General features: G+C 43.4%; 10 protein-coding genes and 2 tRNA genes (1 of these 12 cut by a window edge). 4 read left to right on the forward strand and 8 right to left on the reverse strand.

Going from position 1 to position 16,540, the window contains the following annotated elements; translation table 11 throughout:
• Positions 1–52 (forward strand) — tRNA-Ser (locus DXC10_RS16350); it begins 78 nt to the left of the window's first position.
• A 539-nt stretch (positions 53–591) separates the two neighbouring features.
• Here the strand turns inward: DXC10_RS16350 and DXC10_RS11775 are convergent.
• Positions 592–2,196 carry a RagB/SusD family nutrient uptake outer membrane protein gene (locus DXC10_RS11775; RefSeq protein ID WP_101543197.1) on the reverse strand — a complete coding sequence of 535 codons (1,605 nt, stop codon included), beginning with the start codon at positions 2,194–2,196 and terminating at the stop codon, positions 592–594.
• Positions 2,197–2,218: 22 nt separating this feature from the next.
• Complete coding sequence (locus DXC10_RS11780; protein ID WP_233519927.1) at positions 2,219–5,254, reverse strand: TonB-dependent receptor; 3,036 nt, start codon at positions 5,252–5,254, stop codon at positions 2,219–2,221.
• Between the two features lie 550 nt (positions 5,255–5,804).
• Here DXC10_RS11780 and DXC10_RS11785 point away from each other — a divergent pair.
• The 3 genes from DXC10_RS11785 to DXC10_RS11795 all read left to right on the forward strand — a co-directional run bounded on the left by DXC10_RS11785 (position 5,805) and on the right by DXC10_RS11795 (position 8,175).
• Positions 5,805–5,892 (forward strand) — tRNA-Ser (locus tag DXC10_RS11785).
• A 177-nt stretch (positions 5,893–6,069) separates the two neighbouring features.
• Positions 6,070–7,407, forward strand: a complete 1,338-nt coding sequence (locus DXC10_RS11790; RefSeq protein WP_145998978.1) for a hypothetical protein — start codon at positions 6,070–6,072, stop codon at positions 7,405–7,407.
• An 81-nt stretch (positions 7,408–7,488) separates the two neighbouring features.
• Positions 7,489–8,175, forward strand: a complete 687-nt coding sequence (locus DXC10_RS11795) for an MIP family channel protein (protein WP_101543200.1) — start codon at positions 7,489–7,491, stop codon at positions 8,173–8,175.
• A gap of 66 nt (positions 8,176–8,241) precedes the next feature.
• On the opposite strand, the gene DXC10_RS11800 is transcribed toward DXC10_RS11795, so the two are convergent.
• The 6 genes from DXC10_RS11800 to DXC10_RS11825 form a co-directional block, all read right to left on the reverse strand.
• Positions 8,242–9,153: a DMT family transporter gene (locus DXC10_RS11800; RefSeq protein WP_101543201.1), complete on the reverse strand. Its 912-nt coding sequence runs from the start codon at positions 9,151–9,153 to the stop codon at positions 8,242–8,244.
• A gap of 77 nt (positions 9,154–9,230) precedes the next feature.
• Complete coding sequence (locus DXC10_RS11805) at positions 9,231–10,004, reverse strand: LytTR family DNA-binding domain-containing protein (protein WP_101543202.1); 774 nt, start codon at positions 10,002–10,004, stop codon at positions 9,231–9,233.
• Complete coding sequence (locus tag DXC10_RS11810) at positions 9,997–11,022, reverse strand: sensor histidine kinase (protein WP_101543460.1); 1,026 nt, start codon at positions 11,020–11,022, stop codon at positions 9,997–9,999. Before DXC10_RS11810 ends, DXC10_RS11805 begins: the two co-directional genes overlap by 8 nt.
• Before the next feature lie 46 nt (positions 11,023–11,068).
• Complete coding sequence (locus DXC10_RS11815; RefSeq protein ID WP_101543203.1) at positions 11,069–12,355, reverse strand: TolC family protein; 1,287 nt, start codon at positions 12,353–12,355, stop codon at positions 11,069–11,071.
• Between the two features lie 2 nt (positions 12,356–12,357).
• A complete protein-coding gene (locus DXC10_RS11820; protein WP_101543204.1) occupies positions 12,358–15,390 on the reverse strand; it encodes an efflux RND transporter permease subunit in 3,033 nt (1,010 codons plus the stop codon).
• Complete coding sequence (locus tag DXC10_RS11825) at positions 15,387–16,439, reverse strand: efflux RND transporter periplasmic adaptor subunit (RefSeq protein WP_117737919.1); 1,053 nt, start codon at positions 16,437–16,439, stop codon at positions 15,387–15,389. The genes DXC10_RS11820 and DXC10_RS11825 overlap by 4 nt, the downstream gene beginning before the upstream one ends.
• Between the last annotated feature and the right edge of the window lie 101 nt (positions 16,440–16,540).

Below are 16,540 nucleotides of genomic sequence, written 5' to 3' on the forward strand. Positions count from 1 at the left end.
TTGAAAACCGTTGTGCTGCGAGGCACCCGGGGTTCGAATCCCTGTCTCTCCGCTGAAACCTAAAGACATTAGGTAGCCAATCTAAGACAAGTCCCGTAAAATCAATGTTTTACGGGACTTTTTCTATTTGGTCGGCAGACAACCGAAAGACATGAAAATGCCCACTTTTGACAAAGTTCCGTTACTAAATCGTTACTGAAAAACAACCCATGAAAATAGTCATAATATAAGCAAAAATAAGTAAATGAGAGAAATAAAACTCTGCATTTTTTGCATTTATAAAATTTCACATCTATTCTTCATCCATTGCCACCGCCAATACAAATAGCAGCTACACCCTCTTTTAAATAGCAGTTACAAGCCAACTTCATACCTTTTGAGGTTTCCGGAACAAGCGGTTTCGGGCAGACAATCACAACACGGTCATCCGTGGACGGATTTTTGCCGCCATTCTCCGTTTTATACTGTCCTATCTGTTTCGGAATACGATATGAAGCATTGATTTTATGGGTAAATAACCGGATCTCAATAATTTGAAGTACCGGAAGAAGAGGCTTAACAGCCTCTTCTTCCGGCGTGGGGATGTTGGGTTTACAAATTGGGGTTCAGTATAGAATCTTCGTAGGGGTAGGGTGAATACATACGGCTATCATCCCATGTACCACTGACAGATACAGCTTCGTTTCGCATAATGCCGGGAGCCACTTCGATCATCGGGTTTTCTTTACGGTATTCAAAATGATCTTTGAAACGGTACATGCGGAACATGTCACGTGCACGGGTGGCCAGTCCGGCCCAGTAGTATCCTGCTATCTCCCAACCATGTTCGTTATAAGCAGCTTCGGCAAGCTCATCGGGAGTCATGGAGATACTGTAAAGATTGGATAATTGGCCGTCGGCACGGTTACGCACATGATTTAACACATCTACCGCCTTAGAGGTGACTTGTCCCGAACGGCCGATAGCTTCGGCATACCAGCAGTAAACTTGTGAAAGGCGGATCACTTGGATGGTCTTTTCGCCAAACTGTGGCAGAGGGGTAGGATTGGTATAGTCAAACTCTGTACCTCGTTCTGTACCTTCCACGGTTTTCATAAATACCGGCGCCACTACTTCGCGTGAAGGAGGATCGGTGTCGTACCACCAATCGTGTAGTTCACCATCGGCCAACATAATTTTAGGAAAATAAGTGGCATCTTTGCGGGGACCTTCGGGGAACTCTTTCCAGAATTTGATCTCTCCATTAGTATCACCCCAACCTGCTTGTTTCTGGTCTAACAAGAAGTCGGCCAACGGAGTCATCTGTGGGGTACGGTCGCGGTTATAGTAGATACCGAGCAATACTTCAGGATTGGCTGCGCTCCACTGAACGGAGTATACTTGGTTGTATTCGTCCAACAGGCGGTAATAGTAAGTCCCATTCTCTACACCATTTATTACCTCTTCGGCTTTATCCGCTGCCAGTTTATAGTATTCGGCTCCTTTGTTGAGTGGCCATCCGGCCATACACATATACACATAAGCCATAGTAGCTTTCACCGCTGCTTGGCTGACAGCGATATTCACTCCGTTCCGTGCATAAGGTTCGGAATCATACATTACAGGACAACCGGCTTCGGCGATTTTCAGGTCGGACAGAATAAGTTTGTATACCTCCTCAACCGGAGTAAGAGTGGCATTGTAATTGATTTCTTCTTCCAACATTACAGGTACGGCTCCCCATGTAGTTACCAGATAAAAATAGGAATAGGCGCGCCAATAGTGTGCCTGGGCAATGGCGCGGGTAATTTCTTCCTTACTGGTGTCTGGGGTACGGTCAGCATTATTAATAATAAAGTTAGCAGCTTTGATTACTAAGTATCGCTGTTCCCACATACTGACGAGCCATGAATTGTTGTCCGTCACGTTATATTGATCATGTTCACGCAAAGGCTGTTTGTTACTGGCGGGATGAGTAGACAGATCGTCACCTGCCAAGAAGTTTGTGCCACAATAATTATTCTGGGCTTGTGAGGTAGCTACCACAGAGTAGAGTGCGTTGAGAGAGGCAGCCAAATCTTCTTTATTACTGAAGAAACCTTCGGTAGTAAGCTGTCCGTATGGCTTTTCGTTGAAAAAGTCCTCGCAGGCTGTCAGACTAAAAGCTACAGCAGTTGCCAGTAGGGTGGCTTTAATATGATGAAAATTTGTTTTCATGTCTGTATGCTATTATAGGTTATTAAAATCTAAGTTTTACAGCGAAGGTAAAAGTACGTGGTACAGGGTAGGCACCATAATCCAAGCCATCGTAGCCGGTATAAACTTCAGGATCCATACCCTTATATTTAGTCAGGGTAAATACATCCTGTGCGCTGACTGTTAGTTGGATACCGGCAATTTTGGTCGCGCGGCGCGGGATGTTATAAGACAGGCTGATGTTTTTCAGCTTCACGAATGAGGCATCTTCCAGCCAGAAGTCGGAATTGGCATAGCTTTTATTATCAGTGTTACTGATACTGGGGTAGAGCGCTTCGGCTTTATTATCTACATAATCCCAACCCCGGAAGTAAGCGTCACGAAGACTGATGAAGCGTGACACACCACTCATTGAAGCAGTGGTGAAACGGCTTATATTTAATCGGTTATATCCTGTAGCTGCATTGAAGAATATATTCAGTGTCCAGTTTTTCCACGATAAAGTGTTGTTCCATCCCAATGTCCATTTCGGACTGGATTGCCCTTTGATAACAAGGTCGGCTGAAGTAGGGGTTGTGGTCAACGAACCGTCCGCTTTCTGATAGAGGTTAGCTCCGTTTTCATCAAATCCTTTCCATTGGTACACGTAGAATGATCCCAATGGATAACCCGGTTTCATGATTTGCATGGCTCCGCCCAGATCACTATAATTGGCACTCAGTACGAAGTCGTTACCTGCCAGGTCTATTACTTCGTTCTTTATATATGAAGCATTGAAAGAAGTCTCCCATACCAGAGTACTCTTGACAGGAAAAGTGCTGAACGAAAATTCCACACCGGTATTGTTCAGTTTGCCCTGGTTCACCCAATACGATCCGCCACCATTGTAACGAGGTACTTGTTTTTGGAAAAGTAGATCTACTGTGCGCTTTTTAAACCAGTCTACTGTAATGTCTATGCCCAGTAGGCTTACGTCCAGACCTATGTCATATTGATATGTCTTTTCCCATGTCAGTTCGGGAGTGGCAAACTGGTTACCCCAGTAACCTGTATAGCCGGTGGTGGTACCCCATCCATAGCTAGTACCCGACAACATTCCCAACGTACTATATGCCGAAATGGCCTCGTTACCCGTTACACCATAACTGGCGCGTAATTTCAGTTGTTTTAGTATTTTTTGATTAGCCATAAATTTTTCTTTGGCTACATCCCATGCCACGGCAGCCGAAGGGAACCATCCCCAGCGGTGGTCTTTTTGGAACTTTGACGAACCGTCGGCACGGAGAGCGGCGGTCAAGAAGTAACGTTTCTTATAGTCATAACTGGCACGTATGATACCCGATGCAAGCGAAGCTTCTGTATATGAGTTGCTTTCACTTCGTACAGCGGCATTGCTTATATTCCAGTAACCTACACTTTCATTATTCAGGTTCGAACCACTGGCACTCAGACCGGTATCTATGGTACGGCTGATCTCCCACACTCCCGTGGCAGTCAGCGAATGGTCACCCCACTGTCCTTGGTAAGTCAAGTTGTTGGTGTTTTGCCAGTAACGGTGCAGGCTGCTACTGTTACTCATACTGTTGATGGCTCCGGGGGCTATCAACTTGGAACTGAAAGAGTAAGAGGGACTATGATCGTAGTCGTAACCTCCCTGTATGTTGAATGTCAATCCTTTAGCAATTTTAAAGAGTAGATTTAGGTTGGCGTTTACATTATAACTATACGAATCGCTGTAATTTTCCATTGCCACACCGTAAGGATTATTTCCCGTACCGATATTGTAGGGGTCGTTGTTATAAATACCTGTTTCAGGATCACGTAATTCCATGGTGGGTGAAAAATTCAGTACGTGGAACCAGCTGGGTGCACCGTTTTCTTGATGGATAATGGCTGTATTCAGACGGGCGGACAAAGAGAGCCACGGACGAATGTCGGCGTTTATATTGGCGCGGAAACCATAACGCTTGTATTTGGAGTTGATGGTGACGGCCTGTTGGTCCAGCACATTACCCGAAAGGAGGTACTTCACCTTTTCCGTTCCACCGGATATGCCTACATTATAGTCTTGGCTTAAGGCAGTACGGGTCATTAAATCTAGCCAGTTGATACCTTTTGTACCATTGCGGTAGGCTTCCATATCTTCTGGAGAGATGGTCTGCGAACCACGGATGTCATTTAATGCCTGGGCGTACTCGTATGCATTGAGTAAATCATAGTCTTTCCGTACTGATGACAATCCTATCTTAGCGTCGAAAGTCACTCTGGCCCGTCCTTCCTCTCCACTTCGGGTAGTGACGAGGATGACACCATTGGCTCCGCGCGAACCATAAATGGCTGTGGACGAAGCATCTTTCAGGATTTCCATGGACTGGATGTCCTGAGGATTTAGTCCGTCCAGCCCACTAGACGAAATAATTCCGTCGATTACATACAACGGATCACTACTTTTGTTGATAGATGTGGTACCACGGATACGTACTTTGGCTCCTGAACCGGGCATGCCGCTGGTGGAAGTAACTTCTACGCCAGATGTACGTCCCTGTAAGATTTGTGAGACATTGGTCACAGGCTGACTTTCAAAACTACGCGTACCGACAGTGGATACGGATCCGGTCAGGTCACTTTTTTTCACTGTACCATAACCCACCACTACCACTTCTTCCAATAGTTGGTTATCCTCTTTTAGAATGATATTATAGAACGGAGTTTTACGGCTTACACGCGTCTCTTGTGGATTGTATCCGATGTATGAGATGACAAGAATACTTCGGGGTTCCACTTCCAGTGTGAATTTTCCATCTACATCGGTTACAGTACCTGTTTCAGGATGCCCTTTCACCACTACTGTGGCACCAATGATACTTTCACCATGTTCATCACTGACGAAACCTTTTACAATTTTTTTACCATCTGGAGTTAACTCGCCCCCCGTATCGATGGTAGCAGCACTTTCGATGGTTGTTTCTACATTCCCTTGTAAGGGTGACGCCATTTGTGCGGATAGGGGGGTAGATAAGAATAATAGAATATAGATACCCGTTACCCATATCCTTTTTCTTTGTGTTCTTTCTCTCATATTAGTAATATTTTAAAACAAAATCTGTATGAGAAAAAAGCAAGAACTGTGCCGAAAGTAGGTATTATGTATATATGATATTGATTAATAGTGTTTTATCCTGTTAGGGCATATAGGGATGTTGTGGAAAAGTGTGGAAAAAAGTGTGGAAGTTGTGGAAGAGAGTGTGGAATAATCTGGAGACTTGTGTGGAATTGGTCATAGAAGTCGTATTTAAGAGATATCGGATAGGTATCAAATAAGGCTGGGGTGTGGTTGTTCATAGATTTAAACGATTATCATTATGTTTTCTGAACTTAAAACTTTATACTTGCCACTTAAAACATCCGGGTGTTTTACCTTACAACATGGGGATGTTTTCGTCAACAACATCCGGATGTTTTGGGGCAATACATCCGGGTGTTTTAAATGTCGGATCATAATAAGTTGACTGTTGAGGCTTAGTTCTTTCTGTACTGTTTTATGGGAAAAGCCTGACTTTTATTAGGAAAAAAGGAGTGATGATTTGGATATCTCAAAAAGATGTCTTACTTTCGCGCTCCGAAAACAAGGAGAGATGCTCGAGTGGTTGAAGAGGCACGCCTGGAAAGCGTGTATACCCCTAAAGGGTATCCGGGGTTCGAATCCCCGTCTCTCCGCAAAATAAATCTGATAAAATTGAGACAAGAAACTGTAATAAAGGTTCTTGTCTCTTTTTTTTTAGGCTTAAGATAGATTTTGATGAAGAAAAATTGTACTTTTGTATATAGATGAAGAGTATATACATAAATGCTCTTATGGATTTCGGAAATAAAACACATAAAAATAATCATCCAATGAAAAACATTCTTTTCTTTTTGTTTTTGGGCATGTCATTTTGGGCTCCACAAATTGTATGTGCCGGAGATAATTCTTCTCTGAGAAATCAGGTTATACCTATTGCACCTGAAGTATGGCAATGTAAATCACCTCAAGATACTTTTTCCAAAGAGGTGAAATATCTTTTGCGGCAAAATAATAAGTATTTGTTGAATATGTGGTATAATGATGTAAAACATTTCAACGATCAGAAGGGGCAATATTTGGATTTTGGAGGAAATACCGAACATTTCATTCGTCCTATCTCTCATGCTGCCTTTACGTTGGCTGTATGCATAAAACTTAAAGTTTATGATGCGAAAGTAATAGGAGTGACTGAAAAGGGAGCGTTGGATATACTTTGTCGTCTGGTTCGTTCTGTTGCTTACAGGCATAAGGCGAATTCTAATGAAAAAGGATGGGGAGATCAATGGCAAAGTGCATTATGGGCTTCTCAGGTGGCCGAAGCAGCTTGGATGGTTTGGGATAAGCTGTCTGATGACGATCGTGAATTGGTATGCCGTATGATGGTGCATGAAGCTGATCGTTTCTTGAACTATGATATTCCTTATTATCGCGATAAAGCTGGAAATATTATTTTTAAGGGTGATACAAAAGCAGAAGAAAACGCGTGGAATTCAAACATACTTACTATAGCTACAGCTATGATGCCTAAAGCGGCAAATTATAATCGGTGGATGAAAAAGAATATAGAGCTTCAACTTTCGGCTTATGCTACACCTGACGATATTCATCGGGATACAGTGATAGATGGTATTAAGTTGAATGATTTTCTACAAGGCAGTAATGTAAATCCTGATGGAACGGTGATCAACCATTCTATTATTCATCCCGATTATATGGTTGCTTTTATGCACAATGCTACAAATACTTGGGTTTATAATCTGGCACGTTGTAAGCCTTTACAGTCTTCTGTTTATAATGGAGAACTTCTTTATCATACTCTTACCGAGCGATTGTTCAATGGTAAAACTATCTATCAAAAGACCGATGATGGGCATGCATCTTCTCTCATGTACTATCCTGAAGGTAATGATTGGGGAACAGGACGGCAAGAAAATTACTGGTTGATGGATATTATGGCTCATATTTTTAGCTGGGATACCGGTCTTTCAGTCAAAGCTATGGATTGGGCTAAGGCCAGAAATCAGCGAATGTTGGAAATGATGCAACGCAGTACTACCGGAAAGTTCTATCAAGAAAAGACTGAAAATAGTTTTGCATCACGCGAGGAATGGTTTGGTGCACAGATAGCCTGGGGATACTTGGGATGGTGGCTTTATAATTGTATGTAGCGGTATCAAGATTGTTTTCTTGTTTTTATCCTTTTCATTATCTATATTTGTAATATCTTGTTTAATTAAAATACTAATAATATGAAAAAGTACATTGCGGAAATGGTTGGAACCATGGTTCTGGTATTGATGGGATGTGGTAGTGCGGTATTTGCAGGTAGTGCGGCAGGGGCGGTAAGTGCAGGGGTAGGTACTCTGGGAGTTGCTTTCGCTTTTGGTTTGTCTGTAGTAGCTATGGCGTATGCCATTGGTGGAATTTCTGGTTGTCATATTAATCCGGCTATCACATTGGGCGTTTTCTTGTCAGGGAGAATGACAGGAAAAGATGCGGCTATGTATATGATATTTCAGGTAATTGGAGCAATCATCGGTTCGGCCATTCTTTTTGCGTTAGTTTCAACCGGAGGTCATGGAGGGCCTACTGCTACAGGTTCTAATGGCTTTACTGATGGAATGATGTTGCAGGCTTTTATTGCGGAGGCTGTATTTACATTTATTTTTGTGTTAGTGGTTCTTGGTTCAACGGATGAAAAGAAAGGTGCAGGCGCTTTTGCTGGTTTAGCGATAGGTTTGACTCTGGTATTGGTGCACATAGTCTGTATTCCTATTACAGGAACTTCTGTTAATCCTGCACGTAGTATTGGCCCGGCATTGTTTCAGGGAGGTACAGCTCTTTCTCAATTGTGGTTATTCATTGTAGCTCCGTTTGTTGGTGCTGCCTTAAGCGCTATTGTGTGGAAAATACTGGCAGGAGTGGAGAAAAAGTAGAAAAAGTATATTTTCATAATTTAGGAGTAAAATCCGCTCCTAAATTATGAAAGTATTAGAAACGTTTTATTTTTTTGTAGCGAAATGTCTCACTATATCCGTTCCTTTGAAATAAATAATCAGTGAGCAAACGATAATTATCATACCTGTCACGGTACTGAAAGTGGGATGTTCGTCCGCCAGCATCATCCAGCTTAATATAGCGCCGAGTATCGGATTGATAAGACGGCACATGTTGATATCGCTGACTTTAGCTCCTTTGCTTTGGAGTGCCATGAACCAGAAACTAAAGGCAAACACGGATATAAATACCAGGATGCCGAGACTGATATAGAAACCGATAGGTTTTCCGATAAAAGTGTGATAACCTTCTGTGCTGAGTCCGACAACATAGATAAGGACACCGCCAAAGAACATTTGTACGGCGTTCAGGAAGATGGGATTTACTTTCCCTTTCTCTTCGGACACGGAGATGGCGGAATATCCTTGAAAAACAATACTCAGAAGTAACAGGACAATACCTGTGATACCTTTCCAATCCAAAGGCTTACCGTCACTTCCCATTCCTACGATGAGTAGTAACCCTACGAGACTGACGATGAGGCTGACTATCTTGTGACCGTTCAATTTATCATCACTTGCCAAAAGGTGGGCTAACAGAACATTGATGAGTGGGGTCATGCCCATGATGATGGAGGATATGGCTCCACTGACGAAATCTACACCGAAATAAAAAGCGGTGTAACCCATAAACATGTTAATGAAGATCAGGTTGAGGAACAGTTTTTTATGTTGCTTGATTTCCTGCCACATCCCTTTGTGCCAGGTATAGGCGAACAACAAAATGCCTACGCTGATGAAACGGATACCTGCGAAGTTCATCGGGGTAAAATCATAACTTAGTCCTTGCTTGATAAACGGGTTGACAATAGCCCATAATATAGACGCCAGTATAGCGTATAAAAGTCCTTTTTTCATATTTATTGATAGTAGTTTTGCAAAATGAGTTGCAAAGATACGTCTTTCTCATGAAAAAGGTGCTCTTTCTCATTAAATTAGAAATTAAGCCACCGTTTGAAGGCGGAAAGTTTTTCTTCGCTAATGGTTATCTTACCCTTGAATGGTGGACGGACGGTGACGGACAGTTTTCCATTGAAATATGGTTCTGCATGGTCTATAGCATCAATACAAAGGATGATTTGCCGATTGGCACGGAAAAAGCGGTCGGGATCGAGCTGCTCCATCAATTTGTTGAGTGAAAGCTCGATGATGTGTTCCTGATTACTGTGGGTAACGGCGAAAGTCACTTTATTTTCCGAATAAAAATAGGCGATGTCACTGACTTGTAAAGACCAGAAACGATCTATGCCATAGATAAGAAAGCGAGTACGGTATTGTTTCTCTCTGGATTGAAGAGCTTCCAGAAGGATAGGCAGGTATTCATCGGGACGGATGCAGCTTTTTTCTTGCTGACTTTCGTATTTCAAGATGGCATCAGATAGGCGTTGTTCATCTACGGGCTTCAGTATATAATCGATACTGTTGACAGTAAAAGCACGGACGGCATACAGATCGTATGCGGTAGTGAAAATAATGGCAGAAGTAGGATGTGCCGCAGAGAGGAAATCAAACGAATTCCCGTCGGCAAGCTGGATATCCAGAAATATAAGGTCGGGGTGGGGATGAGCGGCAAACCAGTCGATGGCTTCTTCCACGCTACCCGGCAAAGTGGTAATGTTCCACTCCGGACGCAAACGGGTAATCATGGAGTGTAACAGGCGTGCTGCGGGTATTTCGTCTTCAATGATGACTATATTCTGTTTATTCATATAATAAAGGTACTTTTACGGTAAATATTCCGTCTTTGTTTTCGATTATGATATCTTTACCAGATATCAACTTACATCGCTTGGCAAGGTTTTTCAGACCTACACCTGAAGAGACTACACTCTTTTTGGGATGTATGGAATTACTGACTATCAGGTATTTGTTTTCGATATGGATAGTGATAGTCATCGGTTTACTTTGTGTGATAGAATTATGTTTGATGACATTTTCTACCAACAGTTGTAAAGTGAGGGGAGGTAATGCGCTATCCGTATATTGGGCAGGAATATCGCTTTGACAAATAAGGCAATTACCTAAACGAACTTCGTGCAGAAAAAGGTAAGAACGCATAAATTCCATTTCTTCGGTGAGAGTAACTGAATTTTTATCTTGGCATTGCAATACGTAGCGGTAAACACTGGACAGGTGTTTAGTGAAATGTACTGCATTAGCGGGATTGTATTCTATTTCGGCAATAAGCGTGTTCAGGCTATTGAACAAAAAATGCGGGTTCAGTTGGTTTTGTAGGGCAGTGTATCGAGCAGTGTCGTTTTCGGATTGTAACAAGGCTGTCTTTTTTTGTAATCGTAGAGTGCTCTGGATGGAACGGTTGGCAAGTAATAATCCTAGTATAACCAACTCTACCAACCAGACTACTATCAATAGTCGCCACCCGTTGTTGGGAAAGAGAAAAGGCTCTGATACTCCGGCCAGTATCTTGGCGCACACAAGCAGGCTGTAATTCAGTAACAGGAACAATAGCATTACCACTAAATAAATAACGGGTATTTTCCACCGGGAACGGAGGTTTACGGCATATTGTGTGTTGACCCATGAACTGAGACGGAGCATGGCATACCCCAATACATTGAAAGCCAGGATAAAGAAAATGAATGCACCACGCGAGTAAAGTGCATCGGCTATACGAGGGGTCAGGTTGGTGTAGTTCACCAACAGGAAATAGGAGAAAGCTCCCAATCCTGAAAACAGAATACCGTATATCAAATTACTCCATTTCATATTCATTCTTCTTTTTCCTGACAAATCTATAATATTTTGCGGGATATCAATACTTATGCAAAGCTTTTATTAGGTCGGAATAGTATCCTTGTGCAGAAACTTTGGCTTGTACATAGTTTATTTGTGATGCCTGGCGGTAGGTTTGCGCCTCGATGACATCGATGACGGATGTTTTTCCTTCTTCATAACGTTCCAGGGCTTTCCGTTCGTTTTCACGGGCTTTTTCCAGTGAATTACCTGTAAGAGATACTTGTGATATGGCTTGTAATAAGGAAGTATGAGCTGTTTGTACTTCCAGATTAACGTTATCGGTTATTTTATTCAGGTAATCATTAGCCATACCTACTTTCCAGGAAGAAGCACGTTTCTCATTACGGCGTTTCCCCCATTCGAAAAGAGGAACAGATAGCTTGGCATAAATGGCATAGTTGGGATCGAGATCACTTTTGAAATTATAACCCGGGGAGGAATAAGTACCATCCGCACCGATGTAGAGTTGAGGTTTGTATTTGGAGTCTGTGAGCTTACCGGTGCTTTCAGCTATCCTTATTTGGTCATGGGCTATCCTTATTTCGGGACGGTTACTGCCATCTGTAAGTAATAAGTCCTCGGATAGAGAGATGTTGGGAACAGTATCTTCTATCTGGGTTTCAGCTTTGAGCTCAACTCCTATCAGTGAGTTGAGTGCCATGCGTCCGGTATCGAAATTGCTTTGTGCCTGTAATACTTGGTATTGGGCTTCATTTAATTTGACTTCTGCCATAAGCAGGTCTTGCGGGTCTGCAAGGCCGACCTCTACACGTTCGCGGATGGTTTTTACCAGTGAAGCTACGGAATTACGGTATTCTGTGGCGATGCGGATTAGCTCAAAGCGGGCTACGGCATTCCAATATTGCATATCTGTTTGGTAACAAACAGATGATTGGAGTAGTTCTGCCTGATGTACGTTCATGGACTGTTGATACTTTGCCAGACGAATCGTTTCGAGGATACGTCCACCGGTATAAAGGGGTTGCATCAGTGAGAGAGAAGCACCGTATTTCATGTCGCGCCCTTCAAAAGTGAGAGGGTGCCCGGTTTGAGGGAGATTCAAGGTCAATTCTATGGGATTTCCGGTATATTGGAAATTGGCCTCACCGGAAAGCTTAGGCTTTAAGTCGGCTTTGGCAGATTTAATCAGCTCCATACTGGAGGCGATATTCTTGTCTGCTGCTTGTAAATCGTGATTATACTCCAGTGCCATAGTCCGATATTTCTCCAGCAAAGAATTTTGCTGGGAAAATACGGACGGGACACACAAGAAGAAAAAGAGTAAAATATATATATGTTTCATACCTATTTTATTTTTACTTTATAGAATAAGACGTATAATGCCGGAGTGACGAATAGGGTCAGTAGTGTGGCAAATGTGAGACCGAATATGATGGTAGCCGCCATACCACCGAAGGCGATATCGAAGAGTAGAGGTATCATGCCCAGAATGGTGGTGGTAGCTGCCATCAATACCGGACGCGTACGCGAAACAGTGGCTTCTATCACTGCTTTATAGGGCACTATTCCTTCACGACGTTGTACATTGATTTCGTCTATCAGTACAATCACGTTTTTGATAATCATGCCGAGCAATCCTAGCCATCCGGCTATGGGGAAGAAACCGAAATCAAAACCGGTGAGTAGCATGCCTATGGCAACACCGATAAGTGACAGCGGCAAGACGCACAGGATAATGACCGGTTCTCGGAAGTTACCGAACAAAGCTACCAATATTACGATGAGCATGAGAAATGCCAGCGGAAAAAATTTGGCAATAGCCTGCATTGCTTCTGCTTGGTCCTTGAACTGAGAATCCCAGAAAAAAGTATAACCTTCGGGTAAAGCCATGGTTTCAATTTCCTTACGGATTTCTCCATGTACCTCTGCCATGGTATGTCCGGGTTTTACGCCGCACATAGCTGCCATACTGAGCTGGCGGTTATAGGTACGTATCTGTGGAAATTCCCAACTCGTCTCAAGACGTTCCGTTACTTGTGACAACGGAGCGGAACGTTCACCGTTCCATACGGAGAAGTCGCCGAGGGAAGTGGCATCCGTGATATCATATCCTTCGGATTTCAACAGGACAGGTACTTTCTTCTCGTTGTCACGGTAAATACCGATTACCGTTCCGTCACTGATGGATTTGACGGACTGCATCATTTGGGCTTTGGTGATACCCAGTTCTCCGGCTTTTACGGGATCGTAAACCGGGCGCAGCATCAATGACATATTACCCCATTCATTGCGGGCGTCCGCCACTTTGGGATTACGTCGCATGATCTCAATGGCCTGTCCTACTAGAGAGTCCAGTACGGCAGGATCGGGTCCCAGGAAACGGGCTTCGATGACAGCTTCCGTCAAAGGACTCAATTCGAATTTGTTTACCTTGATGAGTGGTTCGGGGAATTTCAAACGGATGGAATCTTGCAACATCGCATTGAGCTGGCGTGACTGTTTGGAAGTGTGGCACTTCACCAAAAGTTGTGCATAGTTGGATTGTGGCCCGAATGAGACATTGGACAAGTAGTAACGGGGAGGGGTTCTGCCTACATAGGTAGATACCATTTCCGTTTGTCCGTGTTGACGGATATACTCTGCCATCTCTTCGGCCAACTTGTCGGTTTCATTGATATTGGTACCCTCGGGAAGCCATACGTCTAAGGTGAAATATTGCTTATCCAACGCCGGTACGAACACTTTCGGGATGAATTTGAAACTCCATGCGGAAAGTATCAGTAATAGTATCAGGCAGCCTACAGTGGCGTAGCGATACTTGATGACCTTATGTAACGTGCGGCGGAACATATTGTAGTATTTCCCGTCAAAAAGTGCGGTTTTCAGTTCTTCGGGGCGGGGACGACGTACAAACTCCTGAATGAAGAAAGGGGTTTGCGTCAATGCGAACACCCAACTGAACATTAGGGAAACCCCGATAACTACTACTAATGAAGATAATAATTCGCCTGTGATGTGAGGAGAATAATAAATAGGCAGGAAGGTGAGTATGGCGATAACCGTTGCTGCCAGTAGCGGTAGTGCCGTAGAGGAACAAGCGCGCATGATGGCGACACGCTTCCTCATGCCCCGTTGCATATTGACTAAGGCGGAATCGGAGACGACAATCGCATTATCGACCAACATACCCATGGCGATGATTATGGCGGCAAGAGACATACGCTGTAAAGCAATGTCTGTACAAAGCATTACAATCAAAGTGGCAAAGATGGAGAATACCAGGCCACTACCTATCAGAAGCCCGTTCTTGAACCCGATGAAGAATAAAAGAATGGCGACAACGGTCAGGACGGAAATGATAAGATTTAGAATAAAACCTTGGTTGGCTACTGCCGATTCATAACCCTGATCGTAAATGGAAACCAGTTCGTAACCTTCGGGCATATCTTTGGATAATTGGCCGATGCGTATTTTGACGGCTTCTGCCATATCCACAACATTACCGGTGGGCACGGTTGAAATTGCTATGCCTATGGCAGGCTGTCCGTTGATACGCATCAGGTTGGAAGCAGGAATCTGGTAACTTTCTTCAATCTGCGTGATGTCTGCCAGACGGAAATGTTCGCCTGTATGTGATACGATAGTCAGGTTCCGGATATCATCCAATGAATAGAAACTTCCCGTAGACTCTATACGGACACGATTAGGACCCACATCTATTCCTCCGGCATCCACCACTTTGTTTTGAGCTTCGAAAGCATGGATGATATCAGCTGTAGTGATGCCACTGCGTGCCATGACAGAGGGACTGATGGAGATATCTATTGTAGGGGTTTGTGTTCCATATATTTCAACTTTCGCAACATCTTTGATTTTCAGAAGTTCGTTTTTGATAATTTTAGCATGGTCTTCCAGTTCACGATAGGTGTGTCCATTACCTGTCAGCCCGTAGAATACGCCCAATACGTCACCAAAGTCATCATTGACAACGGATGGACCTGCTCCGGCAGGTAATTTACTTTGTACATCGTTTACCTTCCGGCGCAGTTTATCCCACAGTTGCTGCATTTCGTCGGCACGGATTTCTTTCTTTACAAAGACGGTAATCTTTGACAATCCGGCACGATTTTCTGTTTTGAGATAATAGAGCTCGCCCATAGATTGGATGGACTCTTCGATTACATCCGTTACCTGTGACTGTACTTCGGAAGGGGAAGCACCCGGATATGGAGTCAGTACCAATGCTTGCTTGATGGTGAAAGGGGCGTCTTCCAATTTCCCCATTTTGATGTACGAAAACAGTCCACCTGCCAAGACCAATATCAATAGCAGGGTGGTGACTGCTTTCTTCTGTAGAAAATATTTAACCGGTTTCATGAGTTTTTCTGTTTAGTAAGGATGGTTACTTTTGTACCGTCTGATAAGAAGCGGAGTCCACTTGTAGCGATAGTCTCCCCTTCGTTCAGGCCGGTTGAAATTTTAGCCTTACCTTCCGGCAAAAGTTTATCGATGGTTACTTTTCTACGCTCGGCTTGTGCGGTAGAGGTAATTACCCAAACGTAATTACCTATTGAAGGACGGTGGCAGAGTGCTTCCTGGGGGATGCAGACCCCGGTAGCACCCTCTGTTTGCGGCATGCTCAGCATCGCTTTGCCGGACATGCCTGCCAGCAGTTCACCGTTTTCATTGGGTAACATAGCCGTAAGCAGATATGAAAGATTATTACGGGTAGTTCCTTTGGATATTTCAATGATTTTTGCACGGTAGATTTTATCGGGCAGAGCATCGAAACGGATTTGTACGTTGTCCAGTGACCGTGTGGCGTAAGCAATCTCTTGAGGTACATAAATCTCTATTCTCAACTGATGGATATCTATTAGGGAAAGTATAGGTTGAGCGGCTTTGACGTCTTGGAATTTCTCAATGTAGACTTCGCTTACATATCCGTTGAACGGAGCTGTCAGACGGGTATCTTCCAATTCATTGACTGCCGTTTCAAAAGCCATTTTAGCTGAAATATAATCAGCTTTGGCTTTCTCATAGGCACTGGCTGAGATATTTTCTTTTTGATAGAGTACTTGAATACGCTCAAATTCAGCTTTGGCTTGATTATAGACTGCTTCTGCCTGTTCTTTTCTGATCTTGAAATCACGTGGGTCTATTTCAGCGATAATACTGCCCCGGTTGTATCGGTTACCGGCATATACATCGAAATGGTCGATGGGGCCGCTAACTCTGAATGATAATTCAGACGTTCGGAACGGTTGGGCAATAAATGGAAATTCTTTTTGGCTCTCCTGTACGGAGGCAATGGCTTTTGTTGTATAAACTTGTAGGTCTTGTTCATTTTTCGTATCCTTACCATTGCAGGCACTAAATACAAGGACAAGACTGGACAGTAGAATGAAATGTTTTTTTGTTTTCATATCCCATTTTGATTTTCGCCAAAATTAGAGAGACTATCGAAACCTTATCGGAAAAAAATCTCTGAACCCGGAAAATAGAAAACCTAGAAAGGTGAAACGGG

The sequence above is a fragment of the Bacteroides sp. OM08-11 genome (genome assembly GCF_003438665.1).
GTDB classification, from domain to species: domain Bacteria; phylum Bacteroidota; class Bacteroidia; order Bacteroidales; family Bacteroidaceae; genus Bacteroides; species Bacteroides cutis.